Origin of the sequence: Streptococcus sp. 27098_8_23 (assembly GCF_041432195.1) — a bacterium.
GTDB lineage: Bacteria > Bacillota > Bacilli > Lactobacillales > Streptococcaceae > Streptococcus.
Genome location: NZ_JAPVZF010000001.1, coordinates 133,828 through 155,967, shown reverse-complemented (window position 1 = coordinate 155,967; position 22,140 = coordinate 133,828). Strand labels below are relative to the sequence as shown.

General features: G+C 40.4%; 16 protein-coding genes. 4 read left to right on the top strand and 12 right to left on the bottom strand.

Features of this window, described 5'->3' with window-relative positions; genetic code table 11:
* Positions 1–35: 35 nt before the first annotated feature.
* The 7 genes from O3652_RS00745 to O3652_RS00715 all read right to left on the bottom strand — a co-directional run bounded on the left by O3652_RS00745 (position 36) and on the right by O3652_RS00715 (position 12,077).
* Entirely contained in the window at positions 36–887 is an 852-nt protein-coding gene (locus O3652_RS00745) for an NAD(P)H-hydrate dehydratase (protein WP_071851358.1), read from the bottom strand.
* Positions 888–1,065: 178 nt separating this feature from the next.
* Positions 1,066–8,175 carry an SIALI-17 repeat-containing surface protein gene (locus O3652_RS00740; protein ID WP_371589981.1) on the bottom strand — a complete coding sequence of 2,370 codons (7,110 nt, stop codon included), beginning with the start codon at positions 8,173–8,175 and terminating at the stop codon, positions 1,066–1,068.
* 346 nt (positions 8,176–8,521) lie between these two features.
* Entirely contained in the window at positions 8,522–9,295 is a 774-nt protein-coding gene (locus O3652_RS00735) for an HAD hydrolase family protein (RefSeq protein ID WP_000673614.1), read from the bottom strand.
* Positions 9,296–9,299: 4 nt separating this feature from the next.
* Positions 9,300–10,157, bottom strand: a complete 858-nt coding sequence (locus tag O3652_RS00730; protein WP_371589980.1) for a bifunctional methylenetetrahydrofolate dehydrogenase/methenyltetrahydrofolate cyclohydrolase — start codon at positions 10,155–10,157, stop codon at positions 9,300–9,302.
* 148 nt (positions 10,158–10,305) lie between these two features.
* Positions 10,306–10,626 carry a TfoX/Sxy family protein gene (locus O3652_RS00725; protein WP_216728486.1) on the bottom strand — a complete coding sequence of 107 codons (321 nt, stop codon included), beginning with the start codon at positions 10,624–10,626 and terminating at the stop codon, positions 10,306–10,308.
* Between the two features lie 33 nt (positions 10,627–10,659).
* On the bottom strand, positions 10,660–11,394 hold the full coding sequence (locus O3652_RS00720) for an amino acid ABC transporter ATP-binding protein (protein WP_000140925.1): 735 nt from the start codon (positions 11,392–11,394) through the stop codon (positions 10,660–10,662).
* Positions 11,394–12,077: an amino acid ABC transporter permease gene (locus O3652_RS00715; protein WP_125384663.1), complete on the bottom strand. Its 684-nt coding sequence runs from the start codon at positions 12,075–12,077 to the stop codon at positions 11,394–11,396. The genes O3652_RS00720 and O3652_RS00715 overlap by 1 nt, the downstream gene beginning before the upstream one ends.
* A gap of 191 nt (positions 12,078–12,268) precedes the next feature.
* Between O3652_RS00715 and O3652_RS00710 the strand changes: the two genes are divergently transcribed.
* Together O3652_RS00710 and O3652_RS00705 are read left to right on the top strand one after the other, a co-directional pair.
* Positions 12,269–12,499: a DUF1797 family protein gene (locus O3652_RS00710; RefSeq protein ID WP_000443577.1), complete on the top strand. Its 231-nt coding sequence runs from the start codon at positions 12,269–12,271 to the stop codon at positions 12,497–12,499.
* A 236-nt stretch (positions 12,500–12,735) separates the two neighbouring features.
* Positions 12,736–14,994, top strand: a complete 2,259-nt coding sequence (locus tag O3652_RS00705) for an ATP-dependent Clp protease ATP-binding subunit (RefSeq protein ID WP_347097948.1) — start codon at positions 12,736–12,738, stop codon at positions 14,992–14,994.
* A gap of 42 nt (positions 14,995–15,036) precedes the next feature.
* On the opposite strand, the gene O3652_RS00700 is transcribed toward O3652_RS00705, so the two are convergent.
* Positions 15,037–15,651, bottom strand: a complete 615-nt coding sequence (locus O3652_RS00700; RefSeq protein ID WP_371589979.1) for a GyrI-like domain-containing protein — start codon at positions 15,649–15,651, stop codon at positions 15,037–15,039.
* Positions 15,652–15,705: 54 nt separating this feature from the next.
* The gene (locus O3652_RS00695; RefSeq protein ID WP_371589978.1) at positions 15,706–16,608 is read right to left on the bottom strand and encodes a helix-turn-helix transcriptional regulator; all 903 of its coding nucleotides are present in this window, start codon (positions 16,606–16,608) and stop codon (positions 15,706–15,708) included.
* A gap of 176 nt (positions 16,609–16,784) precedes the next feature.
* On the opposite strand from O3652_RS00695, the gene O3652_RS00690 reads away from it, so the two are divergent.
* Positions 16,785–17,237 carry an NUDIX hydrolase gene (locus O3652_RS00690; RefSeq protein ID WP_371589977.1) on the top strand — a complete coding sequence of 151 codons (453 nt, stop codon included), beginning with the start codon at positions 16,785–16,787 and terminating at the stop codon, positions 17,235–17,237.
* 58 nt (positions 17,238–17,295) lie between these two features.
* Positions 17,296–17,595 carry a DUF1827 family protein gene (locus O3652_RS00685; protein ID WP_000767206.1) on the top strand — a complete coding sequence of 100 codons (300 nt, stop codon included), beginning with the start codon at positions 17,296–17,298 and terminating at the stop codon, positions 17,593–17,595.
* A gap of 70 nt (positions 17,596–17,665) precedes the next feature.
* On the opposite strand, the gene metK is transcribed toward O3652_RS00685, so the two are convergent.
* From metK to O3652_RS00670, 3 genes are all read right to left on the bottom strand, one after another.
* On the bottom strand, positions 17,666–18,856 hold the full coding sequence (gene metK / locus O3652_RS00680) for a methionine adenosyltransferase (protein ID WP_049478314.1): 1,191 nt from the start codon (positions 18,854–18,856) through the stop codon (positions 17,666–17,668).
* 314 nt (positions 18,857–19,170) lie between these two features.
* On the bottom strand, positions 19,171–20,550 hold the full coding sequence (locus O3652_RS00675) for a VWA domain-containing protein (protein ID WP_000361432.1): 1,380 nt from the start codon (positions 20,548–20,550) through the stop codon (positions 19,171–19,173).
* 241 nt (positions 20,551–20,791) lie between these two features.
* The gene (locus O3652_RS00670) at positions 20,792–22,135 is read right to left on the bottom strand and encodes a DEAD/DEAH box helicase (RefSeq protein WP_371589976.1); all 1,344 of its coding nucleotides are present in this window, start codon (positions 22,133–22,135) and stop codon (positions 20,792–20,794) included.
* Positions 22,136–22,140: the final 5 nt, after the last annotated feature.

Below are 22,140 nucleotides of genomic sequence, written 5' to 3'. Positions count from 1 at the left end.
TCAGCTGTGAAAACATAAAAAAGGCAATTAAGATTTCAATTGCCTTTTTGGGATATTTTTTTCATTGTTTTTGGAATTTCACAGCTAATCTGACTTGGTAAAACCACATAGTGTTCTTGAGCTAGTTCTTGGGCAATGGCTGAGTGCAGATGAGTCGCTACCACCACACGTTCATAGAGACTGGCCTGTCGGAATTGGCCTGCAAATCCTGCAATCATTCCAGCCAGTGTATCTCCCATTCCCCCACTTGCTTGATAGGGGCCTCCAACCTGTAACTGATAGTATTCAGGTTTGCCAGCTTGCCAGATACGAGTTGCTGGCCCCTTCTCGACTAGAATCGTTCCTTGTGGAAAAGATGAAAGAGCCCTAGCAGTCGTCTCTGTATTTTGATGGTCAAGAGCTGTACCAGATAATCTTTCCCATTCCTTTTGGTGGGGAGTTAGGATGAGCTGACTGGAAGGAAACGGTAACTGGCCGTTTGCTAAGATGCCCAAAGCACCGCCATCTGCAATCAAAATCTGGTCTTTTCTAAGGCTGTCAAAGACCCGTTTTACGAGTTCTTCTCCAAATGCATCCTCTCGCAAACCCGGACCTAACAAGACAACTTCTGCCTTTACTAACTGTTCTTTTAACAATTGCTGGTCTTGAAGAGAAAATGCCATGGCCTCAGGTAAATGACTGTACAGAGCCGGAATATTCTCCTTATCCGTGCCAACAGTCACCAAACCAGCGCCGCTTTTTACAGCTGCAATGGCTGACATGATGATAGCACCTCCATAAGGATAGGTTCCTCCCAGCAAGAGCAGACGACCGAAATCTCCCTTATGACTGTGACGAGACCGTTCCACAATGACTTTTTCTAGTAAAGTTTGATCAATCACTTTCATCGTTATTTTCCTCTCTATTCATTATACTATAAAGTCTATACACCTTGCATCTTGAACATAAATCTATTCGTTCATATAGAAAAAGAGGGGACAAAGCCCCTCTACTCTCCTTTCGTCCAAACACGAAAGTAATCGATTCATTTTTTATCTTCTACTAATCTGGTATTAAATGAACAGACTAATCCTCTTTGCGTTTTGCAGTTAATAAGGCTGCTGACAAGGCCAAGGTAACACCTGCCAAGAAGAGGGCTGTCTCAGATTCTCCCTCACCAGTTTCTGGTAATCTCTTGTCTTCCTTGGCAACTTGAACTGGCGCTGCTTGAGTTTGAGCCTTGTCTAATGAACTTAGCTTAAACTCTGGTTTTTCTACTGTCGGTGCTGGTTGGTCACCTACTGTGGCTAGAACACCACGGTACTCTGGAAGTTTATGTTCTAGAGCCATTACAGCATTAACACCACCCTTAAATTCAGGTTTCTCAACGCTTGGTGCTGCTTGATCTCCTACAGTGGCAAGAATTCCTGTGTATTCTGGAACTTCGTTGACTGCTGCTTCTACAAAGTTAGCACCGCCTTTGAATTCTGGAACTTCGTTGACTGGCGTAGGCTCCTCACCCTTACTATTTGAAATAGATGGTTTTACTCCTACCTCAATAATACGATCTTGAGCTTTTCTTTGTTCAGTATGAACAAGAGTTCTAGTAGTTCCTGATACTTGAATATAGTCAACTTTTTCTCCATCTTGTCCTTCAGAAACGATACGACGTTGACCTTGAGCAAGTTCAGGGTTTTCACGAATAACTTCTTTAAACGGAAGCGGAGTCTTTTCAATTTCCAAACTTGGAGTTTCTGCTACTAAGTTCTTAACGCCTTCTGTTGGTGTTGTTTGGAAGGTAGACTTAAAGTGTAAACGATATTCTTTCACCAGATTTCCATCTTTGGAAACAAGACGAACCAGTGTTGGAAGATTGGCATTTCCAGAATCCACAACTGTAACTACTCCATGTCCACTAGTTGTTGCAGTGACTTTTGGTTTTGAACCCATTGTTGTTAGAGTGTAATCTGTCACATTTGGATCAAAGTTTTCCAATGCTTTTCCGTCGATCGAAATAGTCGCTGATGGTGTTTCCACTTCTGATCCCTTGCCTGCAGAGTAGGCTGTAAATTCTACAAGTGCAAGACCATTGGTGGTAGCCTTACGAGTCATGCGCGCACGAATAGCTGTCGTTTGAACCGGTTCAAAGTTAAACTCGATTGGTTTACCAGCTACTAATTCTCCAGAAGCTTTGTAAGAAATTGGTGCCCAATTTTCTGCCTTGTTAAATGGATGATCGGCATTTTCTTCGTAACGAGAAATCGTACTTGGTTCTGTAAAAGCAGGACCAATATATCTTTCTAGAACCATTTTCTCTGGAGCATCTGTGCCACTATCTTTAAAGAACTGAATGGCTACTTTCCCAATAGATTGGGTGGCAATTTTACCGTCCTTCTTAAAGAGTAGTCCGACAGAAGTTTCTTCATTTTTCGGAGTACGAGACCAGTTTGTCCAACGTCCATCTTCATTGTATTTTCCATCATTGATATAGAAAATTCGATCATGTGAAGCTGCTTGTGTATCGTTCGTTGTCGAAGCAAAGGCTTTAGAATCCGTTTCATTGTTGCTTGGATTTTCTGAAATGACTTGATTTCCTTTAGAAACAACTGTCACCTGCATTTTAGTCGTTAGATTTGTACCAATGACATGACCGGTAATTTCAAATGTTCCCTCATGCTCTGTTGCATGTTCAGGAATAGCATCCCATTTCACTGCCAGTTTATCTGTAGTCCAAGTAGTTGAAGTTGGGTAATAAACAGTGACTTCTGAAGGAAGTTGAAGAGCATCTCCAACATTCAAGATTTTAGCACTATTTTCTGCAGCAAGAGGTTGACTAGTTTCTCTCTCATCATTGCGGAAGATTCTATATTCTTTCAATACCGTACCATCTTCTGCTTTTAAGATGAGACGTGTTGCACCTTTTGGACTGGTTGCAGGAACAACTGTTACCAAACCATTATTGCTAGCTGTTGCAGTGATTTCTTTGCTAGATTGAGGAATATAGTAATCGGTCTTAGATGGATTAAAGTGTTCAAGATCCTTGCCATCTACCTTGATAGAAATCTCTGAACTTGTAGAGCTTACTACCTTGTTTCCAAGGACAGTTAGCTCTGTCAGACCAACACCTGAAGTTCCATCAGCCTTCTTCATACGAATACGAACAGCATAGGTTTCTACCTTGTCAAATGTGAAGTGATTTGTTTGAGTTGCAGATAGCTGACTTGGAGCATGTAAGTTTTCAACTGCTTTCCAATTGTCTGGATTGTTAAATGGATGATTGCTAGCTCGTTGCGCATGACTGACATCACTTGGTAAATCAGGAATTTCTTTACCTACATAATATTCAACTACATATTCTTTTGGAAGACCAATTGCTCCATCAGTATAGAAATCAACCGACAAATTGTTGACAAAACGTTTCGTCAAGTCTCCTGAATTACCAAATAAGATAGAAGCCCAGTCATTATCAGTATTTGTTCTCCAAGTTGTCCATCTATTTTTAGTATCTGATGGCGTTCTTGATACAGTCAAGTCGTTCAAGGTATTGGCTGAATCATCTCCACCTGTATTGGATACAATGGCAGCTGGTAATTGTGAACCTGTCCATTGTTTAGAGATATTATTTCCAGCAACCACTTGACTAGACACTCGAACATGAGCTTTAGTTGTCAGATTGCTACCTACTAAACGACCATTGATTTCATAGACCCCTTCAGTTTGACTAAAGTTAGCTGGAACCTGATCCCAAACAACATCTTTGTAGATAGTTGTTCCGTTAGAATGGTAAGTCCGGACATTGGCTGGCAATTGAACCGTCTCACCCTTAGGTACTGTGAGGCTGATTTCCTCTGCAACTTGCAATCCTTCAACCGTTACAGTCGCTTGAGCTTCAATATCTGTGCCTTCCACATGTCCTTTAAGCGTAAAGCTATGATAGTGCCCCAACTCTTTTTCATCTACCTTATCCCAAGCTACAGATACTTTGCGTGGCAAGCCCTTATCAAATTCTGCTCCAACTTCTTTAGGTAGATTCGGTTGCTGATTGATGTCTGTAGAAACAGATACAGGATGCAGTTTCACAATCTTCTTGTTAACTTTATTTTCTTTAATCACTACTTCAGTAGTTAAAGATTCTGTTTTCTCTGTTTGATTATCGATTCGAGGTGTCAAAGTCACTCTTCCCTTAGTATAGAGCAATAGATTCTGACCATTCACCTCAAGATGTCCCCCATCAGATGATTTAGCTTCTAAGTGAATATCTGAAGCCGAAAACTCTGTTTGTGAACCATCCTCATAACGACCAATGACGTGATAAGTTAATACTTGATCTTCAGTGGCAGTTTCTTTTCCTTCTACAACCACTTCCAAACGTTTCAAAGCAGGAGCTTCCTTCACAAACTGAATTAAGTAAGTTTGAACCAAGTCACCCTTTTGGTCACTCAAGAAGACAGAAGCCTGATAACCATTATCAGCAGAAGCTTGCTGAACAGTTACTTGATATCCGGTAGTCTGAGCTCCAACACTTGGAATAGTTGCAGTGTAAGGAAGGGATACACGGTAATAGGTCTTGCCAGACTCAAAATTCTCAAGAGCTTTATCCCCAACAGTAAGTCCTGTAATGCTACTTGTTGTTTCCTTACTACTTGCGATAAAGGTTGCAGTCACTTCACGGTCGTCATCTACCAATTTACCAGTAGCCTCCGTACGTCCACCTTCCTTGTTCAAAGCAGCAGGGTCTTTCAAGGTCCAAGAAACAACATCAGTATCAATCAAGCTACCATCTGTCAGAACAGCTGTGACCGTTTTATCCAAATCAGCCGCATTCGTTCCAACTGGGACTGTAGCAACTTTTGGTAACCATCTATCTAAAGCAATCACTTTAACAAGTGCCTCAGCTTTGGTTTCCAAACCTTCTACACGTCCAGATACTTTTTTCTCACCTGCGCTTGTAAGCAAGTCAGATGGCATTTCCCAAGTTACAGTCTTTTCCTCAATACTACCGTCACTATAAATAGCTGTTACTGTTTGAGGTAATTCAGGATTTGTCGTCACATCAGTTGTTGCTTTTACAGGAGCAAAGGCTACAAAGTGACGATTTTCTTTCTTACCAGACACCGTTGCGACCGTTGCGCTATCAGATGTCAAACCAGCAGAATCTGCATAAAGAGTAAATTTACCTTCTTTTTCTGTTGATTTTACAATGACAACCCCTTTACCATTGAAAGCACGTCTTTGCCATGTTCCATCTGCTTGAGCTTTGTAGCGTTCACGACTAGCTTGTTCTCCATTATCCACACCAACGATTTGTCCCTGACCATGAAGATTGAAATGAACAAGATTGTTAGCTGTAGGAACCACATTACCATCGCCATCAACAATTTCATAATGGATGTAGGATAGGTCCTTTCCATCTGCAGTGATAACATGCTCTTCTTTAGTCAGACGAACTCTTGCTGGCTCCCCAGCAGTTGTCACACTATCACGCGCAATTTCGTTGCCATTTTCATCTCGAGCAATCGCAGTCAGTGTGCCTGGTTGGTATTTCACAAGCCACTCAAGATACAATTCACTTGGTTTAGCTCCCTCATGATATGGACGTCCATCTTCTGTCCTTTTCTTAGTAAATTCCTTTTTACCAAGCGACTCTCCATTTAAGAACAATTCGACGCTTGCAGCATTTGAGAAGGTACGAACCGGAACCTTTCCATCAATCAGCATCTTGCGATCCTTAAGGGTCTCTTCAGTCCAGTTCCAATGTGGTAAAATGCGAACAGTTGGCTTTTCTTTAGCACTATACCATTCACTACGGTAAAGGTAGAAATCATTCTTTGGTAAACCAGCTGTATCAATAATACCAAAGTAAGAGCTCTTGACAGGTGTACTATCTTGGTTATGCCATGGAGTCGGTTCTCCAATATAGTCAATTCCTGTCCAGATAAATTGTCCAGCATAGCCAGCACGATCACGGTCAAAAGTCCATGATTCAGTAGCTGTTCTTCCCCATCCAACACGGTCATTACCATAGTCAGATTGTTCATAGTGACGATTTGGACGATTGTCATGTCCAAGGATTTGAGCAGGGTTATAATAAGAATCACGCGTCCTAGTAGCTGAAGAGGTTTCAGAACCATAAATGAGCCAGTCTGGATGCGCTCTACGAACAGCATCATAATTACGTTCACCATAGTTCATACCGACAGCATCCATAATTTCTGCGAGTTTCAAGAAATCACCTGTCGCTGCACGACTAAATTTGTTTTCCCCCATGGTTACATAACGCTCAGTATCAATCGCTTTGATAACTGCCTTCAAGCGTTTAGCAGTTTCGATAGAACGAGGACTACCATTTGCCTCCTCTACTTCATTTCCAAGAGACCACATGACGATAGACGGATTGTTCTTATCACGTTCTACCATTGTTCTGAGATCAAAATCAGACCACTTCTCACCCTTCTTAGCCTCCGGATGAGTTGCATCTTGATCAAAGAACCGTCCATAGTCGTAAGTCTTCTTGCCACCATACCAAGTATCAAAAGCTTCCTCTTGAACCAAAAGACCTAAACTAGCTGCAGCATCAAGCAACTGAGGACTCGCTGGATTATGGGTTGTTCGAATAGAGTTAACCCCCATATCTTTCAAGAGTTTTAATTTACGATAGGTAGCCTTATAATTCTCTTCTGCCCCCAAGGCTCCATTGTCATGGTGAATACTTACTCCGTGGAATTTCATGCGTTCACCATTCAGAGAGAAACCTTCCTTAGCAGTCCAATTGAAATAACGGTAACCAAATGTATCTTCTGTTACATCAACTAGTTGACCTTCTTTATAAACCTTTGTTTTCAACACATACAGTTGAGGATGATAACTTTTTGTCGTCCAAAGAGTTGGTTTATTAACTAGGATTGTTTGTCTGAAATCTGCAGTTTCATTTTCTGCTAAATTCTTCGTTTCAGAGCGGACTAATTCTGAAACAACCTTACCTTCCTTAGTAAAAATTTGTTGTTCCACAAAGACTTTAGCAGCCTTCTTATCCGTATTTTTAATCTTACTTTGAACCTGTGTTTCAACATTCCCTTCTTTTTGCTCAGCAAGTTTTGGAGTAGTTATATGATTACCATTTTCGGCAACATGGACTTTATCATGATAACTAAGGGTTACATCACGATAAATCCCACTTCCTGAATACCAACGACTACTTGGTTGCTTATTGGTCACTTGAACAGTAATTGAATTTTCACTACCATCCTTGTTTAAAAATTCTGTGATATCATATGAAAAATGATTATAGCCACTTGGATAATGTCCGACAAATTTACCATTTACATAGACCTTTGAATCCATGTAAACCCCATCAAAATTGATACGAACATCCTTATTCTTGTCTGCTTCGTCTAATATGAAAGTCTTACGATACCAAGCTGTTCCACCATTTAACTGCCCACCTTCATTACGAGCGGGAGACTTGTGATCAAAGTCAAAATAAATACTCCAATCATGAGGAAGATTCAATTTAGACCAATCATGAACATCCACATCTTTTTTTGAAAAATCTCCTTGGGCATTTAGTTTAAAATACCAATCTTTATTAAAATCTTGTTTTCGTTCCGATAATAGCTGTTTTTCCTTTTCAACTTCGGCTTTGTTTGACTCTCTAGACAGCACTTGCGATTTTTCAGAAGAAGGTTTAATCTCTGTGTCTGCTTTCACTTGGTCCTTTTCAGAAGTTTTTTTAGAATCCTCTTTCACTTCTGTTCCAGCTGTTACTGCAGATTCAACAGGCTTTGGATTTGCCTCTTCAGATTTCTGTTTGTTATCAGCCTTGTTTCCTTCTTCTACTTTATTTGGAGTTTCCCCTTTAGGACTAACCAATTCACGACTACTCTCGTTAGTAGGTGTAGTAGGTTCTGTATCCTTAGTCACTTTGTCTTCTGCCGATTCAGCTTTTGGTTTTACAAACTCACGCCCACCATTCTCATCAGCCTTTGCAATAGCAGCTACCACATCATCGGGAAGCTTATCTAAAGGTTGAGCTTGATGAACAGTTGTTTCTTCTGTTTTAGCATTGGATGAATCCACCTCCTCAGCTTGTACAGCAGAAATACCAAATATACTAGCCCCAATCATTACAGATGCCGCACCTATTGCAAATTTACGAATGCTATAATGACAACGTTTATCAAAAAGTCTTTTGTTCATTAAAATCCTCATTTCTTTTTCTTGATACAAAGTAAGCGTTTACTTTATTTTTTTAAAAAAACCTCCTTCTGAATACACAAACAAGTACCAAGTTTTATAATATATTTTATATATTAAATATATCAAAAGGCACCTTAAATTGCAATTATTTTCCATTAATTTAACCCAATAAAATGATATATAAGAAGGGGTCATTTAAAAGGAATAGTTGCAATGAAAATAGCTTTCGGTTCTAGACTCTTTCTACTACAAATTGAATTCCATTAATATCTTTTTCAAACTTCAAATTTATAGTTTATAGACTGCATTACTCTACATAAAAAGGAGGCTAGAACCTCCTTCTACACTATTTTCCCTTAAATTCCGCAAAAGTCTGTAAGATTTTAGCAGCAACTGCTGGAGAAGGAGCTCCTTTTATCTCTAACGTGTCATCTGCATATGGAGTAAGACCAGCAAAATCTCCTATCTGGACAGAATAGAGCGATGTTTTAAACAGTTCAATATCGTTTTGGTCATTTCCAAAAGCAATGAAGTTCTCCCCGCATAACTTTTCAACAGTTGTCGCCTTATGAGTATCCAAGGGATTAACATAAAGGCACTTTTCATGCGCATGATAAGACAGATGAGCTTGTCCTAGTCTTTCTAACTGACCAAGCAGATCATCAAGCAAATCCTCATGGTCACCCATATAAACGACTACCTTAATCGGAGTCCCTAAGTCCTCAAGTTTCTGATGACGAGCCACCTTTAGGGGATCCACACTGGAAATAAATGGAATTTTTTCTACAATCTGACCGCTATAGTCAAAGCAATCATCTGCAAAAAAAGGGAGATTGTAGGTCTGGCAATAATCTACTAGCGCCTGATAAACTCCAGCATCGAGATTTCTTTCATAGATAGCTTTCCCCAGATAATAGGCTACGCCACCATTCAAACCTATAACCAAACGCTGACTGAGCTCGGGACCTAACAAGCCCAAACAATCCCGATAAGAGCGAGCTGATGCAAATACAAGCTCATGCCCATAATCTTCAGCCTTTAAAAGAACCTGCTTAATCTCTTCATCTATGGTCATATAGTCAAAAGACAGCGTCCCATCCAGATCAAATACGAATTTCATTTTCCTAGTCCTTGTTCAGTGTACGAAGCGCTGCCTGATAGGTTTGTTCCATGAGCATGGTAATGGTCATAGGGCCAACTCCACCAGGTACTGGCGTGATATGACTGGCAAGTGGTGCAACGGCATCAAAGTCAACATCTCCACAAAGCTTGCCATTTTCATCTCGATTCATGCCGACATCAATGACAACTGCACCTGGTTTGACAAAGTCGGCAGTCACAAACTTAGCGCGACCAATAGCAACAACAAGAATATCTGCTTTAGCAGCCACCTTGGCAAGATGATGGGTGCGTGAGTGGGTCAAGGTCACAGTCGCATTTTTAGCCAAAAGAAGCTGAGCCATCGGTTTTCCGACGATATTCGAACGACCAATAACGACTGCATTTTTACCTTCCAAGTCAATCCCATATTCATGAAACATCTCCATAATCCCTGCAGGTGTAGAAGGAATCATAACTGGATGACCTGACCAAAGACGGCCCATATTTAGAGGATGGAAACCATCCACATCCTTTTCTGGATCAATGGCTAATAAAACTGCCTCTTCGTCAATATGTTTTGGCAAAGGTAACTGGACTAAAATCCCATGCCAAGCTGGATCTTGATTGTATTTGGAAATCAAGTCTAACAATTCCGCTTGGGTAATGGTCTCTGGAACTCGCACTACTTCACTACGGAAGCCAGCAGCGAGAGCTGACCGTTCCTTGTTGCGAACGTAGACTTGGCTGGCAGGATTGTCCCCCACCAAAATCACCACCAATCCTGGAACTAAACCTGTTTCTTCTTTTAGTTTGGCAGTCTTTTCAGCCAACTGTCCTTGTAACTTAGCCGCAAGAGCCTTCCCATCAATAATCTGAGCCATATCTCTTCTCTTTTCTATCAAATATCCTCTATTATATCAAAAAATAACTCGCCATCCTAACACTTCTTTCCTAATGGACCTTATAGTCTGAAACTATAAGAAAAAGCCCTTGTCGAGCTTTTATGCCTATTTATACTAGGTAAAACTGTCATGCTTTCTTTTTGACTTTTGGAGCCGGTAAGACTTCATACATCTCCTTGATTAATCTCATTAGAAATGATTTATCTTCAATGTCTTCTATCAAAATCATCTCCTTAGCTCCTTCATAAGGACGTTCAAGCCTAGTCTGTCCCAGTTGATCCATGACCACCTTCACAGGCTTCAGTAACAAACGGTTATCATAGATTCCCCCAATAATCTTCCCACGATAATAAAGGATATACTCTCCCATCATTGGACGATAACTCATCTCCTCTAGCTCTGATAGCTGTTCGAGAATAAAATCTAAATATTCTTCACTGGAAGCCATGATGCCTACTCCATTTCTTCTAAAAATGAGGTATTACAAAACCTTACTCAAAAATTCCTTGGTTCGTTGTTCTTTTGTTTGATCAAAAATCTCCTCTGGTGTTCCATCTTCAACAACAACTCCATCCGCCATAAAGATAACACGGTCTGCTACCTCACGCGCAAAGCCCATTTCATGAGTCACAATCACCATAGTCATCCCTGACTTGGCAAGGTCTTGCATAACAGCTAGAACTTCTCCAACCATCTCAGGGTCTAGGGCTGAAGTCGGCTCATCAAAGAGCAAAACATCTGGTTCCATAGCAAGTCCACGTGCAATGGCAATCCGTTGCTGCTGACCACCTGACAAACTCTGAGGATAGGCCGTCGCCTTATCTGGCAAGCCAACTTTTTCTAACAGTTCCTGTGCTCTTTTCTCCGCAACTTCCTTGCTTTCACCTTTGGTTTTAATTGGTGACAAAGTGATATTTTCCATGACTGTCATATTGGGAAAGAGGTTGAATTGTTGGAATACCATACCCATCTTTTCACGCATGGCAAAAAGGTCATTTTTCTTATCTGTGATATCAACTCCTTCAAAGATAACCTTACCTTTACTTGCTTCTTCAAGGAGATTCATCGAACGAAGGAGAGTTGATTTCCCGCTCCCTGACGGACCGATAATGACCACAACTTCTCCTCTTTTAATCTCAAGGTTGATGCCTTTTAAAACTTCATTTTTCCCAAAAGATTTATGTAGTTCTTCAATTTTAATCAAGGTTTCTGTCATTATTTCTTGTCTCCTTGTCCAATATGTTTTTCAAATGCTTTCAACGCCACTGTCAAAACAGAGGTCATAATCAAATAGTAAAAGGCTGCAAATAAAAGAGGAGTCAACGGTAAATAAGTTGTTGTCGCTACAGTCGTTGCACCATTCCACAACTCCATCACCCCAATCGCAGACAAGAGGGAACTATCCTTAATAATGGTGATAAATTCATTTCCCAGCGCTGGAAGAATATTTTTGATAGCTTGTGGCAAAATGACATACCGCATGGCATTTTGGGGACGAATACCAAGAGAGTAAGCAGCCTCTAACTGACCTTTAGGAACGGCATTGATCCCCGCACGAACAGTTTCTGAAACGTAAGCACCACTGTTCATAGAAATAATCAAAATACCAGGAATCAAACGAGAAAGATCAACTCCTAAAATTCCCACTTGAATAGTTGGAGCATTGATATGCATAAGAGCAAAGGCAATCATTATTTGAACCATCATCGGCGTCCCACGGAAGATCCAAACATACACATTTGCAAACCAAACGAGCGGTTTAAAGCGTGAACGTTGGGCAAAGGCCAGTAACACACCTATAATGGTCCCTAAGCAGACAACAAGGATAGAAATCAATACGGTAATCAGAGCACCATAGTTAAAATATGGTAAATACTTTGGTAAAAAAGAAAAATTCATATTCAATCAACTTTCTATGTATTAGATTGTATGATTATAACATGAATTGAATTAAAATGCAATCTTTTTTCTCTAATTTTAACAATTAACTTGATAGAATGGAGAAATAGAGAGAAATCACAGTTTTTTTCTAGTCAACTACCTCTTGTTTATGGTAAAATAGAAACGATAAGAAATGGAGGAGAATCAAAATGGAATCACATTTGGTTAGAATCATTAACCGCCTAGAAGCAATGACAAAAGATGGTGGAAATCTAAAACGTAATTTTGAACGTGAAGGTGTTGTTGTCGCAGAAGTTGCATACAGCCACGACGAAGAAAACGGTTCACTCTTTACCCTTCGTGATGTAGAGGCTCGTGAAACTTATACCTTTGATAGTATTGATTTGATTGCAATGGAGATCTACGAACTCCTTTACTAATATAGAAACAACGGGCAGTAAGTCCCGATGAATGAGAATCCTTTTTGTCACCACAAATGGGATTTTTTCTTACCTTCAAGTCGCTTAATTCTCCATAAATCCTTCTTTTAAAAACGACTACTTCCCAATCTTTTTACTTGCTTTACACCTTAATCATGCTATAATGAGAGTATAAAACTTTGACTATTCTTGACCTTTTTCTTAGACCAAGAATAAGAATGAAATGAGGTAGATGTATGCTCTGTCAAAACTGTAAAATTAACGACTCAACAATTCATCTGTATACCAATATCAATGGACAGCAAAAGCAAATTGATCTTTGTCAAAATTGCTATAAAATTATCAAAACAGATCCAAATAATACCCTCTTTAAAGGAATGACTGACTTAAATAATCATGACTTTGATCCATTTGGCGACTTTTTCAATGATTTGAACAATTTCAAACCTTCTTCTAATAACGTCCCTCCAACTCAATCTGGTGGGGGATATGGAGGAAACGGTGGTTATGGACCTCAAAACCGCGGCCCACTTCAAACACCTCCTAGCCAAGAAAGAGGACTCCTTGAGGAATACGGTATCAATATTACTGAGATTGCTCGTCGGGGAGATATTGATCCTGTTATCGGTCGAGATGAAGAGATTATCCGCGTTATCGAAATCCTCAACCGTCGAACCAAGAACAATCCTGTCCTTATCGGAGAACCAGGTGTTGGTAAAACAGCTGTTGTTGAAGGTCTAGCTCAAAAAATCGTCGATGGTGATGTTCCCCATAAACTACAAGGCAAGCAGGTCATCCGTTTGGATGTGGTCAGTCTAGTCCAAGGAACGGGTATCCGAGGCCAGTTTGAAGAACGTATGCAAAAGCTCATGGAAGAAATTCGCAAACGTGAGGACATAATTCTCTTTATCGACGAAATCCATGAAATTGTTGGTGCAGGATCTGCTGGCGACGGCAATATGGATGCAGGAAATATCCTCAAACCAGCCCTTGCCCGTGGTGAATTGCAATTGGTTGGAGCTACTACTCTTAATGAATACCGCATCATTGAAAAAGATGCTGCTTTGGAGCGCCGTATGCAGCCTGTCAAGGTAGATGAACCAACTGTCGAAGAAACCATTATCATCCTCAAAGGAGTTCAAAAGAAATACGAAGACTACCATCACGTCAAGTATACTGATGCTGCTATCGAAGCTGCTGCAAATCTTTCCAACCGCTACATCCAAGACCGCTTCTTGCCAGACAAGGCTATTGACCTGTTGGACGAAGCTGGTTCAAAGATGAATCTGACGCTGAACTTTGTTGATCCTAAAGTGATTGATCAGCGTTTAATTGAAGCTGAGAATCTAAAGGCTCAGGCTACACGAGAGGAAGACTTTGAAAAGGCTGCTTATTTCCGTGATCAGATTGCCAAGTACAAGGAAATGCAGAAAAATAAGGTGACCGATCAGGATACTCCAATCATCAGCGAGAAAACCATTGAACATATCATTGAGCAGAAAACCAATATCCCTGTTGGAGAACTCAAAGAAAAAGAACAGTCTCAGCTTATCCATCTAGCAGACGATCTCAAAGCTCATGTCATTGGTCAAGATGAAGCTGTCGATAAGATTGCCAAGGCCATCCGTCGTAATCGTGTTGGACTTGGAACTCCTAACCGCCCAATCGGAAGCTTCCTCTTTGTCGGACCAACTGGTGTCGGTAAGACAGAACTCTCTAAACAACTAGCCATTGAGCTCTTTGGCTCTGCTGACAGCATGATTCGCTTTGATATGAGTGAATACATGGAAAAACACAGTGTGGCTAAATTGGTCGGAGCCCCTCCAGGCTATGTAGGCTACGATGAAGCTGGTCAGTTAACGGAAAAAGTTCGTCGCAATCCTTACTCACTCATCCTTCTCGATGAGGTCGAGAAAGCCCATCCAGATGTGATGCACATGTTCCTTCAAGTCTTGGACGATGGTCGTTTAACAGATGGGCAAGGACGTACAGTTAGCTTCAAGGATACCATCATTATCATGACCTCAAACGCTGGAACTGGTAAGGCCGAAGCCAGTGTTGGTTTTGGGGCGGCTCGCGAAGGACGTACCAACTCTGTTCTCGGTGAACTCGGCAACTTCTTTAGTCCGGAGTTTATGAACCGTTTTGACGGCATCATCGAATTTAAACCTCTCAGCAAGGACAACCTTCTCCAAATCGTCGAACTCATGCTAGCGGATGTCAACAAACGCCTCTCTAGCAACAATATCTACCTCGATGTGACAGACAAGGTCAAGGAAAAGTTGGTTGACTTAGGTTATGATCCAAAAATGGGAGCACGCCCACTCCGCCGTACCATTCAAGACCATATCGAGGATGCCATCACTGATTTCTACCTTGAAAATCCAAGTGAGAAAGCCCTCAAGGCAGTCATGACAAGCAATGGCAATATTCAAATCAAATCTGCCAAAAAAACTGAGAAAACAGAAGAGATTGCTTCTGAAATAGAAGAATAAACCTCATAAAAAGAACAGGAAACAAGATTTCCTGTTCTTTTTTTAATTCTCTTCTTGAACTTGATAGCGAAGAATTGTTTTTAATTTGCTTGGCTCCGTTCGATGAAGGTTATTGAGATAAATTTCTCGGTGGACTTCCGAAGTTCTTTTGAGTTTATGAAGTTTACAAAAATGCTCCATCTCTGCAAAAGTCTCATTTTCAGTATCAAAAGGTCCTACATGAAGCATAGCAAGGCTTTGGCCTTCTTCTATCATTTCAAAACGAATAGCTTCATAAAGAAGATTTGGCTTCTTGATTTTGACCTCTTCCAAAGCTTTTTCAAATAGTTCTCTCGTAATAAAATCGGGTTGCCCAATCATAATGCTATAAGAAAGCTCACTTTTTACCAGTTCTCCCTCCTTCTCCTTTTTCCATACACCTTCTAAAGGAAAGACTGTAAAATCAGTGTAAACCTCATCCAGAGGAGCTTTTTTATACTTCATCTTTATCGCATAGGCTAAGGCATATAAGACCCCTACGCGTTCTGAAAAATCTTCTTGATTTGGATCACCTTTACCATCAATCACGATATAGGATTGACCTGGCACCTGCAAGATGCTGGGCCTAGCCTTCACTTGATAAAGAGCTTTCGCTTCTTTTCTCCATTCGTATTTCATTTGGTTCTTCTCCTTTCTACCTCTAGTATAGCACCAAAACCCTGACATCTTTTGTCAAGGTTTGTAAAGTTTTTGGATTTTTTCTAATCTAGAAAGCAATTCCTTCTTCAGATGATTGGGGGCGAGTATTTCCACCCCATCTAGATAAGACAGGAGGTAAGTATACAGACTTTCATGCTCTGGTAGGACTGTCTTGACATAATAACACCCATCTTTCCCCAAGCTAATCTCATCTTCTGAAAAATCTTCATAAACCCGGAAAGCAAGCTTGGGACTAAACTTCAAGGAAACTTCGATTTGATGTGTCACTTGATCTGAACCATCAACCCAATCCTCCACATTTTTCTGATTCACAGTTTCAGTTGTTAGGTGATAATTCCTAATTCTAGACAATTTGAAAAAACGCCACTCTTCCTTCAAACAACAGTAGGCATGAAGGTACCAATCTCTCTTTTTAAATACGAGTCTAAAGGGCTCGACTGTACGAATCGTTTTCTGACCACACCCACCTAGATAAGTAATCACCAGTTGTCTTTTCTCTAGAATAGCATGTTTGATGTTATCAAATAATTCTTTTTGACCTTCTCGCTTTCTCCAGTCAGTCAAGTCTACTTCTATCCAAGGGCTGGGAGAAACTTGAAAAATAGATTCCAACTTTTCAAGCAACAGATCTTGCTTGTCATTTGTCAGGGCTTGAATTCCTTGCAAAGCTGATAGAAGTTCTAATTTTTCATCCTCCGATACGAGAGTACGATCCAGAACAAAGTCCTTCATTAAAAAGATTCCGCCTGCCTTCCCAGGTATCGAATATAGAGGAATCCCCGCCATACTCAACCGCTCAATATCGCGATAAATCGTTCGTACAGATACTTCAAATAATCGGGCTAATTCAGGAGCCGTTGTACTGCCTTTTTCTAAAAGTAGATATAGGATACGAAATAGTCTTGATTCTGCCATAAAGTCACCTCTCTTTTATTATACCAGTTATAGTGCTAGGTCTGGAAAGTTTAACTAGACAAGGATTGACCAAGACAAAGTAGCTTTTTCTGCACCAGTTCGTTGGTTTATTCTTGACAGCTTGCCCCTCGTCCATTATGATAATAATAAAGATACTAGAGAATGAGGAAAATGCAATGGCAAACCCAACTTTTGGTGAAAAAAAAGAGAATGTGACTTACCAGCCCCGCTATGGCGTGTACGCAGTTATTCCGGATGCGGAGAAAAAACAAATCGTCTTAGTCCAAGCTCCCAATGGTGCTTGGTTCTTGCCAGGTGGAGAGATTGAAGCTGGCGAAGATCATCAAGAAGCACTGAAGAGAGAACTAATCGAAGAACTTGGCTTTACAGCTGAGATTGGAACCTATTATGGACAAGCTGATGAGTATTTCTACTCTCGCCACCGTGATACCTACTACTACAACCCAGCTTATCTCTATGAAGCTATTTCTTTCCAAGAAGTACAAAAACCATTGGAAGATTTTAATCATATTGCTTGGTTTCCTATTGATGAAGCAATTGAAAAACTCAAACGTGGTAGCCATAAATGGGGAATTGAAGCTTGGAAAATCCAGCATGGAATTGGCTAAAATACACGATTTTATCCAAAAAGTGCTATAATAGAGTTAGAAAATCGGAGGAACTGTTATGAAGCTTATCAATACGACAAACTCACACTCGCAACTTGTTAAAAGCCAATTAGAAAGCACAGACGCAACTCTTGTCGAGGTCTATTCTGCTGGAAACACAGATGTAGTTTTCACACAAGCCCCGCTTCACTATGAAATCCTCATTTCCAACAAACACCGAGCTATTCGTGAACCTGAAATCGAAACCATCCAAGACTTCTTCTTGAAACGTAAAATCGATAAAGGAAGCATTGATGAAGCCAATATCAAGACGCTTTATTCAGATAAATTGATTGAGATTTCAATCCCTATGAAATAAGAAGACCAGCCAAAAGCTGGTTTTCTTTTGCAAAAAAGATTGGTAGTTGTATACTACCAATCTTTTAATTCTATTTCACCGCTTCTTTTAAAGCATCTACCTTGTCTAATCGTTCCCATGGAAGGTCAATATCTGTACGTCCCATGTGTCCATAAGCCGCTGTTTGACGGTAAATTGGGCGTTTGAGATCCAGCATTTGAATAATTCCTGCAGGGCGAAGGTCAAAGATTTGACGCGCTGCTTTTTCAAGCTTGCTTTCAGCTACTGTTCCTGTACCAAAAGTATCGATACGAACAGAAACAGGTTGCGCCACCCCGATAGCATAGGCCAATTGTACTTCTGCCTTCTTAGCCAAACCTGCAGCAACGATATTCTTGGCAATGTAGCGAGCCGCATATGACGCAGAACGGTCCACCTTCGTCGCATCCTTACCAGAGAAGGCACCACCACCATGGCGAGAGTAGCCACCATAGGTATCCACGATAATCTTACGACCAGTCAAACCTGAGTCTCCTTGAGGTCCACCGATTACAAAACGACCAGTTGGATTGATGAAGAATTTGGTTTGCTCATCCAAGTAAGATGCTGGAATAACTTCCTTGATAACCTTGCTAATCACATCATTGTGAATTTGTTCATTGCTAACTTCTGGGTCGTGCTGAGTTGAAATCACGACTGTATCCACACGTACTGGACGATCATTTTCATCATACTCAACCGTAACTTGTGATTTAGCATCTGGACGGAGATAGCTGATTTCACCAGACTTACGAAGTTCTGCCAAACGACGAACCAACTTGTGGCTAAGTGAGATTGGTAAAGGCATGAGTTCTTCTGTCTCATCCACCGCAAACCCAAACATAAGACCTTGGTCTCCAGCACCAATCAAGTCCAGTGGATCTTGATCTGCATTTCCACGGACTTCCAAGGCTTCGTTAACACCTTGAGCGATATCCGGTGACTGCTCAACAAGTGACGGATGAACTCCCACCGTCTCCGCAGAAAAACCATACTCTGTATTGGTATAACCAATCTCTGCAATGGTATCACGAACCACACGGTTGATATCCACATAAGCATTTGTAGAAATTTCACCAAAAACATGGACCGAACCTGTGTATACAGCTGTCTCGGCAGCAACGTGCGCATCTGGATCCTTTGCTAAAATAGCATCCAAAATCGCATCTGAAATTTGGTCTGCAATCTTATCCGGATGCCCCTCAGATACAGATTCAGACGTGAATAATTTACGTTCTGACATAAAAATGTCCCCCCTTAAAAAATATTGTTATAGAGTTACAAAGTACTGATAGGAAAACTACTAGTAATGAATACCTACCATCTTATCGGGACTATATAACCTTATCATTATACCACTTTTTACTTTTTTTTGCAGTATTTTCTCTAAATCAAAAAAAGAACCTTACGGCTCTTTTCTCGGCATAATAATTTGGCTTGTACTCCATAATACAGAAGATCATACCTATGTTTATCTGCATACTTCGTTTACAAACTACCTATTTTTTCGTCTGCTTTTTCCTCACAATGTTTTAACAAACAATCTTCCAGTTAGGCTTACTGTTCCTTAGACTTTCTATTGCTTACAGTTAAGCCAAGTCCAGCCATTAGGAGGCCAAGTCCCACAATACCATAGTTCGCTGTATCATTACTTCCTGTATCAGGGAGTTTCGCCACTTCTTTTTTATAAGCTGTAGCTACTGGAACTGTGGTAGTTGGAGTCGCACTTCCTGTCTGAGCAACAGGTAGTGTTGTACGACGTTCTAGGTAAAATTGGTAATTATCTTTCGTTACCTTGTAATTGTGTCCTTCAGTCACAGTTTCAACAATCCATGTAGTTGCATCCTTAGTTAAAGAATCAGCCAAGTTACGATTAATATTCATTAATCGACCTTCAGATACAAAATCTTTATAGCTAATATCGGTCCCTGTCGAAGTTGCAACAATTCTTTCGATTTTTGCGGCTTTCAAAGACGCAAGAGTATTCGCCATCGTTGGAATTGAAGGATCCTCCTTCATTGGAGCATCTGTCAACAATACGACAAACTTTTTATTTTTAGGTGACTTAGACCAGTCGTAGGTTGAAACAATTTGTGTAAGAGTAGGTGTAGATGTTTCAGGGAAGTCTCCACCATGTGCAAGCTTAATGCCTGCTAAGGCTTTTTCAAGCTCAGCTGGGTCAGAGGTAAAATAAGATTCATTAAATTTTGTTAAAATTGTACCCTCATCTGCTAATCCACCTATACGTCCATATACTTCATCACTAAAGGTAGCTAATCCAAAACGTGCTGCTACTCCATCTTTAGCAAGATTTCTTGCAAACTCATTGATATTGTTACGGACAGTGTCAATAGTTCGAGACATAGATGCTGAACGGTCAACAACAAAAACGATATCGGCAGAGTTAGATTTTGAAATCGTTCTTGTCGCTTTCTTGATTTCGACTGTAGTTGTTTTATCAACACGTTCATATTGGGTATAAGAATTTCCATCTTCATCTTTCCCACTCACTGTACTCTCAGTTGTTTCAGTCTTTGGAGCAGGAAGTTCTTCACTTTTTACAGGTGCCACTTCTGTCTTTGTGACTTCAACTGTTGCAGTTTCTTCATGAATCTTTTGATCACCTTCTTGGCGTTCTTTCACGTCAATAGGTGAAACCTTCTTAGAAACATCAACAAGTTCTCCAGGTTTTGCATCTGATTGGTTAACGACTGGTTTCGCCTCATCAGCTTTAATTTCTGCTACAGCAGCTTCGACTGCCGATTTATTTGCTTCGGTTTTCTTTACTGTTTCAGCTGAAGTAGATGCCGGTTGTGTTGTTTCATCTGCAGACACTTGTCCGACCTGAGCAAAAGCAAACAAAATTGCTACAGAAGCCAACCCAACTTTCATTTTACGAAATGAAAAACGTTGTTGTTTCATAAATGATTTATCCATAGAAGTCCCCTTTTCTTTTCACGGATCAAATGATATAATCCGATTGTTTTATAGTATGATAACACAATTTTGTATAGTTTTCAATTTTTTTCCTTATGATTTCAATAAAATATTGCTCTAAAAAAGGTTTTAAAGCAATTACTGTTTTATAAATCAAATTATTTAAAATATATAATTATTATCTCCTTTGAATATTTCCGGAAATAAAAACTCAGTAGAATCACCTGATTCTACTGAGTTTTTAAAATGTTTGGCGTTTAGCTTTACGCTCTGCACGGCCACGTGCGCGATTTTCAGCACGCTTGGTTTTGCGGCGTTTTTCATCCACCGCCCATTGAATCTTCTTCTTATAGCCAGGTTTGACTTTTTTCTTTTTCTTTTTAACCAAGCCAATCATTTCAATATCAAGCTTATCCTGCTTCTTTTCACGATTAGCACGACGATCACGGTCATAGGTATCTTGAAACTCTCCGTCTTTGACCATCTTAGGAATAAACTTGATTCCTAATTTCTCCAACTCACGGATATCCGAGTCATCACTAGGCTGGTAAAGGGTAATCGCTGTACCAGGCAGTCCGTTGCGCCCAGTTCGTCCAACACGGTGAACAAAGAAGGACAAGTCTTGCGGAATGGCATCATTGATAACATGGCTGACCCCTTCAATGTCAATTCCACGCGCTGCCAAGTCTGTTGCAACAATGTACTCAAAATCCAGATTTTTCACTTGATTCATGATCCGTTTGCGTTCACGAGGAGCAATATCTCCATGAATCTTAGCTACCTTCAAGCCTTGAGCAGTCAAGTAGGCATGTAACTCATCAGCACGCGTTTTTGTATTAACAAAAATCATTGCTAAATAAGCCTGCATCAACTGAGTCAACTGATAAATTTGAGCGTTCTTGTCACGGCCCTTGGTCGAAATCAACCAGTTATCAATGGTATCTGAGATAACTGTTTTAGTCTTGATTTTTTCCATGACAGGATTTGACAAGTATTTCTTCAAGAATGGTTGCAATTTTTGAGGAATCGTCGCTGAAAAGACTATGAATTGCAAGTCTTTTGGAAGGCTCCCTGCAATCTTATCAACGGTTTCCAAGAATCCCATATCCAAGGTCATATCGGCTTCATCAACTACAAAGGTCTTGGCCTTGTGAATAGCCAAATCACCAGATTTAACCAAGTCATAGATGCGACCTGGCGTTCCGATAACGATATGTGGTTGGTTGCTGGCAAGTTTTTCAATCTGACGCGCCTTATCCGTACCACCCACATAATTAACCACACGAACTTCGACATCTGAGTGAGCTGCAATCTGACGAGCTGCTTGGTAGATTTGAGTAGCCAACTCACGACTTGGTGCAGTAATGACTGCTTGCACACTATCGCTAGTTTCATCTAATTGCTGGAAAATGGGTAACAAGAAAGTATGAGTCTTTCCTGAACCTGTTTTCGATTCGCCCACCAAGTCACGACCTGCCAGTACAATAGGGATTAATTTTTCTTGTACCTCTGTAGGAGTTGCGAATTTTAACTCCTCCAAGGCTTCTACTATATAATTTTTAAATTGAAATTTCTTAAATGTCATACTAT